The organism is Streptomyces pactum, assembly GCF_016031615.1.
In the GTDB taxonomy this organism is placed as follows: Bacteria; Actinomycetota; Actinomycetes; order Streptomycetales; family Streptomycetaceae; genus Streptomyces; species Streptomyces pactus.
In genome coordinates this window covers 349,383-363,387 of sequence record NZ_JACYXC010000001.1, presented here as the reverse complement: position 1 = coordinate 363,387, position 14,005 = coordinate 349,383, and the positions used below count along the sequence as shown (strand labels likewise).

At 77.1% G+C, this 14,005-nt stretch carries 6 protein-coding genes and 3 pseudogenes; 3 read left to right on the top strand and 6 right to left on the bottom strand.

Annotated elements, in window-relative coordinates; genetic code table 11:
• The first annotated feature begins 31 nt into the window (after window positions 1-31).
• Window positions 32-228, top strand: a pseudogene (locus IHE55_RS32495) (hypothetical protein).
• 221 nt (window positions 229-449) lie between these two features.
• Here the strand turns inward: IHE55_RS32495 and IHE55_RS01440 are convergent.
• From IHE55_RS01440 to IHE55_RS01430, 3 genes and pseudogenes are all read right to left on the bottom strand, one after another.
• Window positions 450-1,839: pseudogene (locus IHE55_RS01440) on the bottom strand (family 2B encapsulin nanocompartment shell protein).
• A 316-nt stretch (window positions 1,840-2,155) separates the two neighbouring features.
• Window positions 2,156-3,568 carry a family 2B encapsulin nanocompartment shell protein gene (locus IHE55_RS01435; protein ID WP_197987342.1) on the bottom strand — a complete coding sequence of 471 codons (1,413 nt, stop codon included), beginning with the start codon at window positions 3,566-3,568 and terminating at the stop codon, window positions 2,156-2,158.
• Window positions 3,569-3,681: 113 nt separating this feature from the next.
• Window positions 3,682-4,905: pseudogene (locus IHE55_RS01430) on the bottom strand (phosphodiester glycosidase family protein).
• Window positions 4,906-5,305: 400 nt separating this feature from the next.
• Here IHE55_RS01430 and IHE55_RS01425 point away from each other — a divergent pair.
• Window positions 5,306-6,160: a phosphatidylinositol-specific phospholipase C/glycerophosphodiester phosphodiesterase family protein gene (locus tag IHE55_RS01425; RefSeq protein ID WP_197987341.1), complete on the top strand. Its 855-nt coding sequence runs from the start codon at window positions 5,306-5,308 to the stop codon at window positions 6,158-6,160.
• A 62-nt stretch (window positions 6,161-6,222) separates the two neighbouring features.
• Window positions 6,223-6,711, top strand: a complete 489-nt coding sequence (locus IHE55_RS01420) for a GNAT family N-acetyltransferase (RefSeq protein WP_197987340.1) — start codon at window positions 6,223-6,225, stop codon at window positions 6,709-6,711.
• Here the strand turns inward: IHE55_RS01420 and IHE55_RS01415 are convergent.
• The 3 genes from IHE55_RS01415 to IHE55_RS01405 form a co-directional block, all read right to left on the bottom strand.
• On the bottom strand, window positions 6,616-8,181 hold the full coding sequence (locus IHE55_RS01415; protein WP_232265407.1) for an FGGY family carbohydrate kinase: 1,566 nt from the start codon (window positions 8,179-8,181) through the stop codon (window positions 6,616-6,618). The genes IHE55_RS01420 and IHE55_RS01415 overlap by 96 nt on opposite strands.
• 1,388 nt (window positions 8,182-9,569) lie before the next feature.
• Window positions 9,570-10,922, bottom strand: a complete 1,353-nt coding sequence (locus IHE55_RS01410; RefSeq protein WP_232265406.1) for an SWIM zinc finger family protein — start codon at window positions 10,920-10,922, stop codon at window positions 9,570-9,572.
• Window positions 10,919-13,789 carry an SCO1167/SCO6262 family helicase gene (locus IHE55_RS01405; RefSeq protein WP_197987339.1) on the bottom strand — a complete coding sequence of 957 codons (2,871 nt, stop codon included), beginning with the start codon at window positions 13,787-13,789 and terminating at the stop codon, window positions 10,919-10,921. The genes IHE55_RS01410 and IHE55_RS01405 overlap by 4 nt, the downstream gene beginning before the upstream one ends.
• Between the last annotated feature and the right edge of the window lie 216 nt (window positions 13,790-14,005).

Below are 14,005 nucleotides of genomic sequence, written 5' to 3'. Positions count from 1 at the left end.
GATCCGCCGAAGCGGCCCGAGGAGGCTCCCCGTGGTCATTTCGATCTCCGCGGTCCTACTGCTCCTGATCCTGGCGGTCCTCTTCCTGCGCAACAGCGGCCTGAAGATCAGCCACGCCATCGTCTGCGGCCTGCTGGGGTTCACCCTCGCCGGCAGCAGCCTCGCCCCCCCACCATCTCCGAGGGCATCGCCGCCACGGCGGACGTCGTCGGCAGCGTCCGCCCCTGACAACCCCCGCCGCCCCGCCCGGTCGGCACCGCCCGCCCCGCCCGCCCACCGGCCGCCGGGCACCTGCCGGACCACCGGCGGGCACGCCGTGGCCGGCACGTCCCCGTACCGGATGCGGCCGCCGGACGCGCCCGCCGGTCCCGACGGGCCGCCACCCGGTACGGCCGCCCCGCGGGGTACGGCCACGGGCGGCGACGCGCGGGCGGAGCCCCGTCACCCGGTCAGCGGCCGATCTCCACGTCCTCCAGCACACCGAGCGCGTCCGGCACCAGTACGGCGGCCGAGAAGTACACGCTGACCAGGTAGGACGTCACCGCCTGGTCGTTGATCCCCATGAAGCGCACGTTCAGGCTCGGCTCCAGCTCGTCGGGGATCCCGGCCTGGTGGAGGCCGATGACGCCCTGGCTCTCCTCGCCGGTGCGCAGCGCCAGGATGGAACTGGTGCCCCTCTCGCTGACCGGGATCTTGTTGCACGGCAGCAGCGGCACCCCGCGCCAGGCCCGCACCGGTACCCCCAGCACCTCGGCGCCCTGCGGATACAGCCCGCGGCTGTTGCACTCCCGGCCGAACGCCGCGATGGTGCGCGGGTGGGCCAGCAGGTACTGCGTCTTCCGGCGCCGGGACAGCAGTTCGTCGAGGTCGTCGGGGGGTGGGCGGGCCGCTGCGGGTGGGGATGCGCTGTTTGAGGTCGGCGTTGTGGAGGAGGCCGAATTCGCGGTTGTTGACCAGCTCGTGTTCCTGGCGTTCGCGCAGTGCCTCCACGGTGAGCCGCAGCTGCTGTTCGACCTGGTTCATCGGCTCGTTGTAGAGGTCGGCGACGCGGGTGTGGACCCGCAGCACCGTCTGCGCCACGCTCAGCTCGTACTCCCGCGGCCGTGGCTCGTAGTCCACGAAGGTGCCGGGCAGGGCCGGCTCGCCGGCGTGCCCGGAGGCGATGGCGATGTCGGCCTCGCCCCGCTTGTTCAGCGCCGGGCGCGGGCGCCGCGTGGTGTCGTCCAGGTGTGCCCGGAGCGCCTCGGAGCGGTCGGCCACTTCCTGGAAGGCGCTGCGCGAGCACGCCAGCACCGTGGTCCGGGTGACCGCCTTGGCGGTGAACTCCCAGGTGGCGTCGGGGTCCGTCAGACAGCCCTCGCCGAAGTGGTCACCGTCGGCGAGCACCCCCAGCGAGGCGGCGGCGTCGTACGCCCCCGAGGTGAGCCGGTCCACCTTGCCGTGCGCGATCAGCACCACCTCGTCGGCCGGTCCGCCGGCCTCGGCGATCACCTCGCCGGGCTCGTACCGCCGCTGGACGAAGCGGTCCGCGAGGCCCTCCAGCACGGCCTCGTCGGTGAAGCCCCGCAGCGGGGGCAGCTCGGTCAGCTCCAGCGGGATGACCCGGACGTCCGGCCCGGTCGAGACGAACTCCACCCGCCCGTCACCCAGCGTGTGGGTGAGCCGCCGGTTGACGCGGTAGGTGCCGGCCGACACCTGCACCCACGGCAGGACCCGCAGCAGCCAGCGCGAGGAGACGGCCTGCATCTGCGGTACGGACTTGGTCGTCGTCGCCAGGTTGCGGGCCGCCGGCGTACCGAGGCTCAGCTGCGGCTCGCCGGACTCCACTGACGTGGTCATGAACGCGATTCACCCATTTCTCTGCGCGGACGGAAGGGTTCCGTCTCCGCACCCCGGGCGGGACGCGGAGACGGGGGAGGAAGATCGGGAGGCGGCGCCTGCCGGAAGTGGGCCCCACCCGGGTGGGACACCGGGACGGCCGACGGTAGGACGACGGAGCACGACCAAGGGCGACGGAGGACGACCGGGAAAGCGCCGGAAAAAATCGGGGGGAGCGCCGGAAGGCGCTGGGGGAAAGACCGGGAAAGGCACCGGCCGGAAAGCCGGCCGGCGGGCCGGGAGATATCACGGTCGGTCGCGGACGACCGCCCGGTGATCAGTGGCCGATTTCGACGTCCTCCAGCACGCCGAGCGCGTCGGGCACCAGGACGGCCGCCGAATAATAGGTGCTCACCAGGTAGGAGATGACGGCTTTCTCGTTGATGCCCATGAAACGCACCGACACCCCCGGCCGGTACTCGTCGGGCAGACCGGTGCGGTGCAGTCCGATGACGCCCTGGTTCTCCTCGCCGGTGCGCAGCGCCAGCAGCGAGGTGGTGCCACGGCCGGTCACCGGGATCTTGTCGCACGGGAAGATCGGCACGCCGCGCCAGGCGGGCACCGCGTGCCCGGCCACGTCGGCGCTCTGCGGAACGAGGCCGCGGCTGTTGAGCTGCCGGCCGATCGCCGCGATCGCCCGCGGATGGGCCAGGATCAGCCCCGGGTCCTTCCACACGGTGGAGAGCAGTTCGTCGAGGTCGTCGGGGGTGGGCGGGCCGCTGCGGGTGGGGATGCGCTGTTTGAGGTCGGCGTTGTGGAGGAGGCCGAACTCGCGGTTGTTGACCAGCTCGTGTTCCTGGCGTTCGCGCAGTGCCTCCACGGTGAGCCGCAGCTGCTGTTCGACCTGGTTCATCGGCTCGTTGTAGAGGTCGGCGACCCGGGTGTGGACCCGCAGCACCGTCTGCGCCACGCTCAGCTCGTACTCCCGCGGCGCGGTCTCGTAGTCCGCGAAGACCCCCGGCAGGGCCGGTTCGCCGACGTGCCCGGACGCGACCTCGATCGCCGCCTCGCCGTGCTCGTTCTGCGCGGGGCGGGGCGCGGAGCGGAACGCCGCCACGTGCTCCCGCAGCCCCGGCGCCCCCGCCAGCACCGCCTCGAACTCGGCCCGGGGCAGCGTCAGCACGGTGGTCGAGGTCACCGCCCGGGCCGTGAACTGCCAGGCCCCGGGGTCCGGCGCGGCCAGCTCCCGGTCACCCAGGTGGTCGCCGCCGGTCAGGCTGCCGAGCACGGTGGGCCGGTCGTAGGCGCCCGCCCCCAGCTTCTCCACCTTGCCGTGCGCGATCAGCACCACCTCGTCGGCCGGGCGGCCCGCCTCGACGATCAGGTCGCCCGGCGCCAGCTCGCGCTGCCGGAACCGGTCCGCCAGCGCCGCCAGCACCTCCGCGTCCTCGAACTCCCGCAGCAGCGGCAGCTCCCGCAGCTCCACCGGGATCACCCGCACCTCGGCGCCGGTGCTGACGAACTCCACCCGGCCGTCACCGAGCGTATGGGTGAGCCGACGGTTCACCCGGTACGTGCCGCCGGGCACCTCGACCCACGGCAGGAGCTTCAGCAGCCACCGCGAGGTGATGCCCTGCATCTGTGGAACGGATTTGGTCGTGGTCGCCAGATTCCGCGCGGCGGCCGTGCCGAGACTCTGCCGCGCTTGCGGATTCTCGGAGCCGGAAAGGGAATCCACCGGAGTCGTCATGAGGAATGTCCACCCACCCTGTGCGGAGCCGCGCATCGCGCTTGAGCAACCCCGAAGCTAGCAGCGGGAGTTGACGGATACAGTCACTCGAATGGGTGGTGTGATCACACGTATTATGTTCGACCGAACACGCCGATTCCGTTCGGCACCTGTCGCTCCGCGCCGGCCGACGGATGGTTCCGTACCGTGACCCGCCGCTGCCCCGGGTCCCGGGCGACGAGCGTGGACGAGCCCCCGCCGTCCAGGTTCACCGCGTCCTCGGCACCGACCGCGAGCAGCACATCGGCCAGTTCGCGCACCGTCAGCCCCGAGCGGTGCTCCGGCGCGCCGTCCAGCGCCAGCAGATGGAACCGGCGCCCGCCCTCCCCGACCCCGGCGGCGCTGCGCACCGCGGAGAGTGCCCGTGTCCAGGCCGGGCAGCACACGGGCGCCACGCAGCACCGGGAAGCCGCCGACCGCGAACCGCATCGGCGTCTTCGAGCCGCCGGTGAGGCGGTGGCCCACCCGGACCCGGTCCCCGACGCGCAGCCGGCGCAACTGCCGCGCCCCCCGCCTCCCGGCCCACCAGCACCACCGAACCGGACGCGACCGCCCCCGACCCGGGCCGGCCGGACACCGCGGTGACCCGGTCCCTGACCACCGTCACCTCGTAGGTCTCGGAACTGCACGGCGCGCCGCGGTCGGTGTCGGTGCCGCAGGTCGCCCGCACCCGGGAGGCCGTGCCCCAGGCCGGGGTGAACGCCCCGACCCCGCCCTCGGGAAGCGCGTACTGGTTCAGTCCGCGCAGCGGCACGTCGATCCGGGGCCCGGACACCTCGCCGCGCAGCGTCAGCCGGTCCAGACGGCCGCGCCGGTCGGTGCCCACCCCGATGACGTCCTCGGTCCGGGTGCCCGGCGGCAGCGCCGGACCGAAGCGCTGACCGGCCGGCACCGCCGCCTTCAGCCGCCGGCCGCCGGCCACCGCCGGCCCCCACCGGGGCCCCGGTCGCCTCCACCCCCGGGTGCTGGGTCTCGGTGATGTTGAAGAAGTCCCCGTTGACCGCGGCCACCGCACCCCGCGCGTCGGCCAGCCGGGACAGCGGCGCACGGGCGGCCACCGCACCCGGGTGGACCAGGTCCAGCGACACCCCCGGCCGCCGCAGATCGACACTGATCAGATGCCCGCGGGCGGTGCCGTGCGAGGCCGGCACCACGAACTGCCGGTACTCCACGCCCGGGGCGAGCGTGGCCCGGGAGGTGAACCGCGGGCCGGCCGGGGTCCGCTCGGTCCCGGCCGCCGCCACCGGACCGGAGCCCAGCAGCGCCGCCCAGACGCCCAGGACCGCCGCCGCGCGCAACCGTCCGGCGCGCCACCCCGGCCCTCCGCACGGCACGGCCCCCGTCCGGCGGCGCGGGCCCGCCGCCGCGCACCGGCGGCGGCCGGCGCCCGTTCCGCCGCCCGGTGGCCGCCTCCCCGGCGGCGGCACGGCCCGCGGCCCGCAGCCGTACGCCCCGCCACCCTGCCCTGACGCTCGCTCATGTTCCCCCCGGACGGTACGGAAACCGGCAACCTCCCCATGGCACCAGCAGTGCCTGCCCGGCCGCCGGGAACTCGGGGGAAATGGCCGAAGTCGGCCGGTGGAACTCCGCGTACCTCCCTCCCCGCCAGGCCCTCGGGACCCGATACTCACTGGCGTCCACCGCGCACGACCGCACCCACCCCCGGCCGCCCGCCGGGGCGACAGCCCGGAGGCCCCCATGGTCAGCCAGACACGCCGCGCCCTCGTCCTCACCCTCGGAGCCGCCCTGGCCGGAGGGGCCGCCACGCCCGCCTTCGCCGGCGGCACCGGCCGGACCCGGGCGGTGACCCCGCTGCGGCAGGCCCACGCGCACAACGACTACGAGCACCCACGGCCGCTGCTGGACGCCCTCGCCCACGGCTTCACCAGTGTCGAGGCCGACATCTGGCTGGTGGACGGCGAACTGCTGGTGGCCCACGACGCGGTGGACCTGGACCCCGCGCGCACCCTGCGGTCGCTCTACCTCGACCCGCTGGCGCGCCTGGTGCGGGCCAACCACGGCAGCGTGTACCGGGGGCACGACCTCTCGCTGCAACTGCTCATCGACATCAAGACCGCCGGTGACCCCACCTACCGTGCCCTCGCCCGCACCCTGCGCCGGTACGCCCCGCTGTTCAGCACCGCCCATGGCCCTGCGGTGCGCCGCGGGCCGGTGACGGCGGTGATCTCCGGGGACCGTGCCGCGCGGGTGCCGATGGACGCCGAGCGGGTGCGGCGGGCCTTCTACGACGGACGGCCGGAGGACCTCGGCAGCGGCGTCCCGGCCTCCTTCATGCCGCTCATCAGCGGCAACTGGAACCACAGCTTCACCTGGCAGGGCGTCGGTCCGATGCCCGCCGCGGAGCGGGAGCGGCTGCGCCGTACCGTGGCCACCGCGCACGGCCACGGACAGCGGGTCCGCTTCTGGGCCACCCCGGACCTGCCCGGCCCGGCGCGCACCGCCGTCTGGAACGAACTGCTGACCGCCGGGGTCGATCACATCAACACCGACGATCTCGCGGGGCTGGAGGACTTCCTCCGCCGGGTGCGCTGACCGGTCACGCGGCGCAGGATAAGCAGTGGCACACCGCCGGGCCGGAAGCCATGCTGATGATCATGCGAATATCACCAGCCACGAGCGACGACTGGCCCGCCGTCTGGCGCTTCCTGCGCCGCATCGTGGCCGACGCGGAGACGTTCACCTATCCGCCCGACATCACCGAGGACCTCGCCCGGGACATCTGGATGCTTGACGCGCCGGGACGCACCGTGGTCGCCACCGACGCGTCCGGCACGGTCCTCGGCTCCGCCAAGATGAACCCCAACCAGATGGGCCCCGGCGCCCACGTCTCCAGCGCCAGCTTCATGGTGGACCCCGCCCACCAGGGGCGGGGCGTGGGACGCGCGCTGTGCGCGTACGCGCTGGAGTGGGCCCGGTCCGAGGGGTACCGGGGCATGCAGTTCAACGCGGTCGTCGAGACCAACACCGCCGCGGTGGCCCTGTACCGGTCACTCGGCTTCGAGGTGGTCGGGACCGTGCCCGGGGCCTTCGCGCACCCCCGGCACGGGTACGTCGGACTGCACGTCATGCACCGCGCGCTCTGAGCCGGTCCGGCGGGCCGCCCCACCGGGCCGCAGCAGCGCGCCGGCGCCGCCGAGCACCGCCGCGATCCGCTCCAGCGCCTCCTCGTCGCGCGGCACCGGGTCGTACCACGGCCCGTCCGCACCGCCCCAGCGCCGGGCCACCGCCGCGGGGTCCTCACCCAGCAGCAGCCCCGCGGCCCGGGCGGCGGCGCCCAGCGCGACCGGCTCCCGGGCCCGGGGCACCCGCACCGCCCGGCCGGAGAGCCGGCGTACCGTCTCCCGCCACGCGGCACTCCGCGCCCCGGCGCCCGCCAGCAGCAGCGGGACGTCCGGCGCGACCGGCCCGCCGCACACCGGGCTCACCGCGGTCAGCAGGGAGAACACCGCCCCCTCGTACGCCGCCTGGAGGAGCTGGCCGGCCCCGGTGGAGTGCCGCAGCCCGCACAGCAGCCCCGACGCGAACGGCAGGTCCGGGATGCTCTCGCCCTCCAGGTAGGGCAGCACCACCACCGGGCCGGCCGGTTCCACCGCCTCCCGGTCCCGGCCCAGCAGCGCCGCCACCCGTTCCACCGCGCGCCCGCAGTTGAGGGTGCGGGCCAGCGGCAGCCAGGCGTCCCGGGCGTCCGCCAGGCCGGCGACGGCTCCGGTGGCATCGGCCGGGCGCCGGGTGGAGACGGCGAACACCGTCCCCGAGCCGCCCAGGTGGACCACCGGCTCCCCGGGGCGCAGCCCGAACCCGAGGGCCGCCGCCATGGCGTCACCGGTGCCGGCGGCGACCAGGGCGCCCTCCGGCAGCGGCTGCCCGGGCAGGGTCCGCACCGTGCCCACCGCCTCACCGCGCCGGACCAGTGGCGGCAGCAGGCCGGCGGGCAGTCCCACCCGGCGCAGCACCTCCTCGTCGTACGCCCCGGTTCCGGCGTTCCACCAGCCGGTGGCGGACGCCGTGCCGCGTTCGGTCACGCCCCGGCCGGTCAGCCGCTCGGTGAGGTGGTCGTGCGGCAGCCGGACGGCCGCCGCGGCGCGGACCGCGGACGGCGCCCGCTCGGCCAGCCACGCCCAGGTGGCCACCGGGAAGGCGGGGGAGGGGACGCTGCCGGTCCGCTCGGCCCACGCCCGCGGTCCGCCCAGCTCCTCGATCAGCCGGTCGCGCCGCGCCGCCGCCCGCGCGCGGTCACCGAGCAGTGCGGGGCGGACCGGCCGGCCGTCCGCGTCCAGCACGGCCACCGTGTGCCGCGGGCCGGCGACGGACACCGCGGCGGCCTGCCGGACCCAGGGCTCACAGTGGCGGAGCGCGTCGGTCAGCGCCCGCCACCACTCCTCCGGGTCGCACTCCGTGCCGCCGTCCCGCTCCCGCAGGGCGTGCCCGGACCGGCCCCGGGCCACCACCCGGCCGGTCGGGGCGTCGACCAGCAGCACGGTGGTGGCCCGGGTGGCGCTGTGCACGCCGACCACCAGCGGACCGTCCGGCGCGGGCAGCGGGGCTGCGGCCATCGCACTCTCCTGGGGAGGAAGCGGTCGGGGGCGGGCGGGCCGGCGAGGTGACCGGCCGCGGGGGCCCCGCACCCGCCGGGGCGCGGCCTCGCCGCCGGGCGGGCGCGGCTTCCCGGCCGGGTGCGGGGCCGGACGGGGGAGGCAGGTGGCGTGCCGGTGGGCGCGGGTGTGGTTCCGGCGACCGTGCGGGCGGGCCGGGGTCCGCCGCGGGCCGCCGTCGGACGGCCTCGGGGCCGCCCGTGGACTGTGGGGCCGCCCGTCCAGCATGCGGGTGTCCGCCGCCCGGCTCAACTCCACGCCCGCCGACCGCACGACCGGTGCCGCGCGGACAGCGCGGACCGCGCGTTCGGCCGCCCGGCCTGCCGGGGCGTGACGTCCGAGGAGTCCGGGGGAGCCGGGATGTCCGGGGGCCGTGCGGGGCCCCGGGAGTGGTCCGGGGCCGCGGTCTTCCGCCGGCTGCCGGCTCGTACCGGGCGGGCCGCCCGGCAGGACCCGACCCCGGCGCGAGGTTCCGGCGGCGGCCGGCGCCGGGGCGTGGCACGGGCCGGAACGAGAGCGGCCGTACCCGTCCGTATCCACCGGCTGGCGCGGGACGTGGGTGTGGGGCCCGGCCACGGTGCGGCCCTGATGCGCGGGCCGGGCCCGCTGTCGGCGTGGGGCGGGATGGGCCCCGCCGGGGGTTGTCCGCGGAGGGGCGGGGACGGGCCGCCGGGTTTCTCCGCCGAGGGTCGGAGAGGGCGGGGCCGAGGGGTGCGGTGGGAGTCGGCCTGATCCGCGCCGCCCCCTGACCGGGCGGCCCCTTGCGGGGGCCGGGCGGGTCCGGGGCCGGGGCGGGCGTCGCTGTCCGGGGCACCCGCACCGGCCGTCCCGCCTGGGCCTCCGGCCCCCCGGGCCCGCTGCCGGCGCGGGGTGTGGCGGGCCCCGCCGGGGTTGTCCGCGGAGGGGGGCGGGAACGGGCCGAGGGGTGGCGGGAGCGCGGCCGGATCCGGGCGCCCCCGGCCCGGGCGGCCCCCCGGCCCGGGCGGGGTCTTACCGGGACCGGGGTCGGCCCCCTGCCATGACCGGGCGGGGCCCTGTGCCGGGGCCGGGCGTCGCCGTCCGGGTCACCCGCACCGGTCGTATCGCCCGGGCCTCCGGCCGGCCGGGCCCGCTGTCGGCGGGGGCGCGGCGGCCCCGGCGCGCGAGTCACCGGGTGGCGAGGTACCGGCCCAGCAGCCCGGCGTACGCCCATCTCGCCCCGCCGCCCCGCGGGGCGAGCCCGGATCGTCCGGGCCCCGGCCCGGCCCGGAGGCCGGCGCACCGGCCCGCCCCCGGCCCGCCTCCCCCGGCTGGCGGGCCCCCTGGCCCGGCCCTGGGGCCGGCCACGCCGGTGACCGCCGGGCCCCGGGTCAGCCGGTCAGCAGTGCCGCCAGGGCCACCGCCGGGTCCCGGTCGGCCGGCCCGGCCGGCCACCAGGAGCCGCGCTCCTTCCGGTACGGCCACCACCGGCCGTCCGGCCCGTACCGCAGCTGGGCGTCGGTGCCCACCGCCGTCCACCGGTTCCCGGTGGCGCGCAGCCGGGGCGGCCGCTCCTCCTCCCGCCAGGCGGCGGCCAGCCCGGCCCGGGCCCGGGCGAGCGCCTCGGCGTCCGGCGTCCACTCCTCCTCCAGCACCGTCAGCGCGACCGCGCCGCCGTGCTCCCAGGCCCGTACCGCCCGCGCCAGGTCGGTCCGCCCCCGGCCGCAGCCGGCCGTCAGCCGGCCGGCGACGGCGGCGGTGACCGGGGAATCCGGATCTGCCCGGGCGATCATCCGCACCGCGTCCTGCCAGCGGGTCGGCTCCGGCGGCACCGGGGCGGTCGCGTGGCCGGGGGCGAGCGCCTCCCGCAGCATCAGGTGGGCGCGCGCCGCGGCGTCGGCGGCGAGGAACTCCAGGGCCGCCGGGTCCAGCCCGGGCGCGGGACCGGCACCGTCCAGCGCGGGCGGCCGGCCCGGGGCCGGCACCGGGGGCGGCGGCTCGGGCAGCGGGGCCGCCGGCCCGGCCGCGGCGAACACCTCCGCCACCGGCACGCCCGGCACCGGCCGCCGCTCCGGGGACGCCCCGGCGGCGTCCGGCACGGCGTCGCCGGCGCGTCCGGCGGTACGGGCGGCGCTGCGGGCCTGGAGCTCGTCCAGCAGGGTCCGCTCGTCCCGGCCGCGTATCAGCAGCAGCAGGAACGGGTCCTGGTCCAGCACCCGCGCCACCTGGTAGCACAGTGCCGCGGTGTGCGGGCAGTGGTCCCAGGCGTCACAGCCGCACTCCGGCTCCAGGTCCCCGATGCCGGGCAGCAGGTCCACCCCGGCCGCCGCCGCGTCCTCCGCCAGTTCGGCCGGCATGTCCCGGTCGAGCAGTGCGGCGATGTGCCCGGCGCGGTCCGCCACCACCTCCAGCAGCCGGTCCCAGGCCGCCTCGTCCAGCTCCTGGAGGAGCACGTCCGAGCGGTAGGAGGTGCCGTCCGGGTCGCGCACCACCCCGGTGACGCGGCCCGGGCGCACCGTCATCGCGCCCACCGCGCCCTCCCGGGCGTACCGGCGCCCGCGCCGCAGCTGCCCGGCGTCGAGCGCGGTGTCCTCCAGCGCCCGCAGCCAGGCCCGCCCCCACCACGTGGTGGCGAAGGACCTACCGCCGGCCGGCGGCGGCGCGATGTGCACCGTGACGGCGGCTTCCCCGTCGTCCTCGCCCGGGTACGCGCCGCCGGGCTCGTCGTCGTGGTGTCCGTTCATCGCACACTCCCCGTCAGTTGCACGAGTTCGGCCAGTTCGGCGTCGGACAGTTCGGTGAGCGCGGCCTCGCCGGCGCCCAGCACCGCGTCCGCCAGCTCGCGTTTGCGCTCCAGCAGGGCCGCGATGCGGTCCTCCACGGTGCCCTCCGCGATCAGCCGGTGGACCTGCACCGGCCGGGTCTGGCCGATGCGGTACGCGCGGTCGGTGGCCTGGTCCTCCACGGCCGGGTTCCACCACCGGTCGTAGTGCACCACGTGCTCGGCGCGGGTGAGGTTCAGACCGGTCCCGGCGGCCTTCAGCGACAGCAGGAACACCGGCGCCTCGCCCTCCTGGAAGGAGCGCACCATCGCGTCCCGGCGCGCCACCGGGGTGCCGCCGTGCAGGAACAGCGTGGGCACCCCGCGGTCGGCCAGGTGCTGCCGCAGGATCTCCGCCATCCGGACGTACTGGGTGAACACCAGCGTGCCGGCGTCCTCGGCGAGGAGGGTGTCCAGCAGTTCGTCCAGCAGCTCCAGCTTCCCGGAGCGCCCGGTGATCCGCGGCCGGTCCTCCTTGAGGTACTGCGCCGGGTGGTTGCAGATCTGCTTGAGCGAGGTCAGGAGTTTGACGATGAGACCGCGCCGGGCCATCGCGTCGGCGCCGGAGATCTCCGCCAGGGACTCGCGCACCACCGCCTCGTAGAGCGTGGCCTGCTCGGCGGTGAGCGCGACCGCGCGGTCGGTCTCGGTCTTGGGGGGCAGCTCGGGGGCGATCCCCGGGTCCGACTTGCGGCGGCGGAGCAGGAAGGGCGCCACCAGGCTCGTCAGCCGCCGGGCCACCGCCGGGTCGCCGGCCCCGCCCTCGATGTGCTGGGCGTAGCGGCGGCGGAACGCCCCCAGCGTGCCCAGCAGTCCGGGCGTGGTCCAGTCGAGGATCGCCCACAGCTCGGTGAGGTTGTTCTCCACCGGGGTGCCGGAGAGCGCCACCCGGGCCTTGGCGCCGATGGTGCGCAGCTCCTTGGCGGTGGCCGAGAAGGGGTTCTTGACGTGCTGCGCCTCGTCGGCGACGAGCAGTCCCCACGGGCCGGCGCCGGCCAGCCGGGCGGCGTCCAGCCGCATGGTGCCGTACGTGGTGAGCACGAACGCGCCGTCGGCCAGGCCGGACAGGGACCGGCCCGGCCCGTGGTAGCGGCGCACCGGGGTGCCCGGGGCGAACCGTTCGATCTCGCGCTGCCAGTTGCCCAGCAGCGAGGCCGGGCAGACCACCAGGGTCGGGCCGGCCGCCTCCGGCAGGGTCTGCCGGTGCAGGTGCAGCGCGATGAGGGTGATGGTCTTGCCCAGACCCATGTCGTCGGCGAGGCAGCCGCCCAGCCCCAGCGAGGTCATCCGGTCCAGCCAGTCCAGACCGCGCAGCTGGTAGTCGCGGAGGGTGGCGGCGAGCGCGGCGGGCTGCGCCACCGGCCGCCGGTCGGTGTCCTCCGGCCGGGCGATGCGGTCCCGCAGCGCGGCGAGCCGGCCGGTCACCTCCACCTCCACCGGGCCGTCGGGGGTCTCCGCCCGTCCGGTGAGCGCCACGCCCAGCGCCTCCACCGGACTGATCCGGTGCTCGGTGCGGGAGCGGTCCCGGGCCCGGCGGACGGCCTCCGGGTCGATCACCACCCACTGGTCGCGTAGCCGGACGACGGGGCGGGCGGCCTCCGCCAGCCGGTCCAGGTCCGCCGCGGTCAGTCGCTGGTCGCCGAGGGCGAAGCGCCAGTCGAAGCGGAGCAGGGCGTCGGCGGAGAGCAGGGACGGCCCGGAACCGGGCCGGTCGGCGGGGCCGTCGCCGTCCGCGCCGACCACCGCCCGGGCGGTGAGCGGACGCGCCAGCGCCCGCGGCCAGTGCACCCGTACCCCCGCCGCCTCCAGCGCCGCGGTGGCCGGGCCCAGCAGCTCGGTGACCTCCTCGTCGGCGAGGTCCACGGCGTCGGGCACGGCGGCGGACAGCAGCGGTTCGAGCGCCGGCCAGGCACGGGCGGCCCGGCGCAGGGTCAGCAGCGCGTCCATCCGGGCCCGCGGGGAGAGGCGGAGCACGGGGTCGGCGCCGGTCCACACCGCGGCGGCGTCGGCCACCAGTGAGGGATCGGCGAGGCTGTGCACCTGGAGCACCGCGCGCAGCCCGGGAGCGGCCGCGGTGTCGTCGTCGGCGGGGCCGGCCGGGCCGGTGACCTCGATGCGCAGCGACAGCTTCACGCCCGCGTCGTGGCCGGCGGCGATCTCCGCGGCCCAGGAGCGGTGTTCGGGCATGCGCCGCGGCTCCGGGGCGGCGAAGGCCGGCCCGCCGGCGGCCAGTGCCGCGGCCGGGGTGCGGGGCAGCCCGTCGGCGACCGCGTCGAGGAAGGCGCGGACCAGCGGCTCGGCCTCGGGCAGCAGTACGGGATCCGTCCCGGGCAGCGGCACGGCGCGCGCCTCCGGCGGCATGGCGGCGGCGAGGGCGGTCACCCGCCGCCGGTCCTCGGGGGTGAGCGGGCCCGCCCGCCAGGCGTCGTGGTCGGTGGCGGTGAGGCCGGGCAGCAGCCGTCCGCGCGCGGTCAGTTGCAGGGCCAGGACCGCCACCGACCCCCAGTAGGCCGCGGCCGGGTGCGCGGCGGCGGCACGGGCCCGGGTGAGCACCGGCAGTGCCTCCCGCACCGGCAGCAGCAGGGCCGGCACCGTACGGTCGGCGGTGCCGGAGCCTTCACGGACGACGACGGTCAGGGACCCGGCCCGGCCGGCGGAGGCGGCCGGCGGGCCGTCGGGGTGCCAGAAGGCGACGGTGCCGGTGCGCGGCGGGTCGGCGGGCAGGAACACCGCGGAGCAGCGGACGAGGCCGGCGATCTCGGAGGGGGTTGCCGTGGAGGGCGGGGTCACAGCGATGACGCATTCCTCAAATTTGACTAGTGAAGCTCGGAGCGCCCGAGGGTACCTGACGGAACACCGGTGCGGACGGCCGGCGGGAGTGATCCGCGTCACCTGCCGCCGGTGGTGCCGGGCCCGTCCGTCACGCCGGAGGGCGCCCCCGCACGCCGGCCGGGGCGGTGCCCGCGCCGACGCGGGCGGGTGGGGCGGTGCGTGACGCCGGCGGGC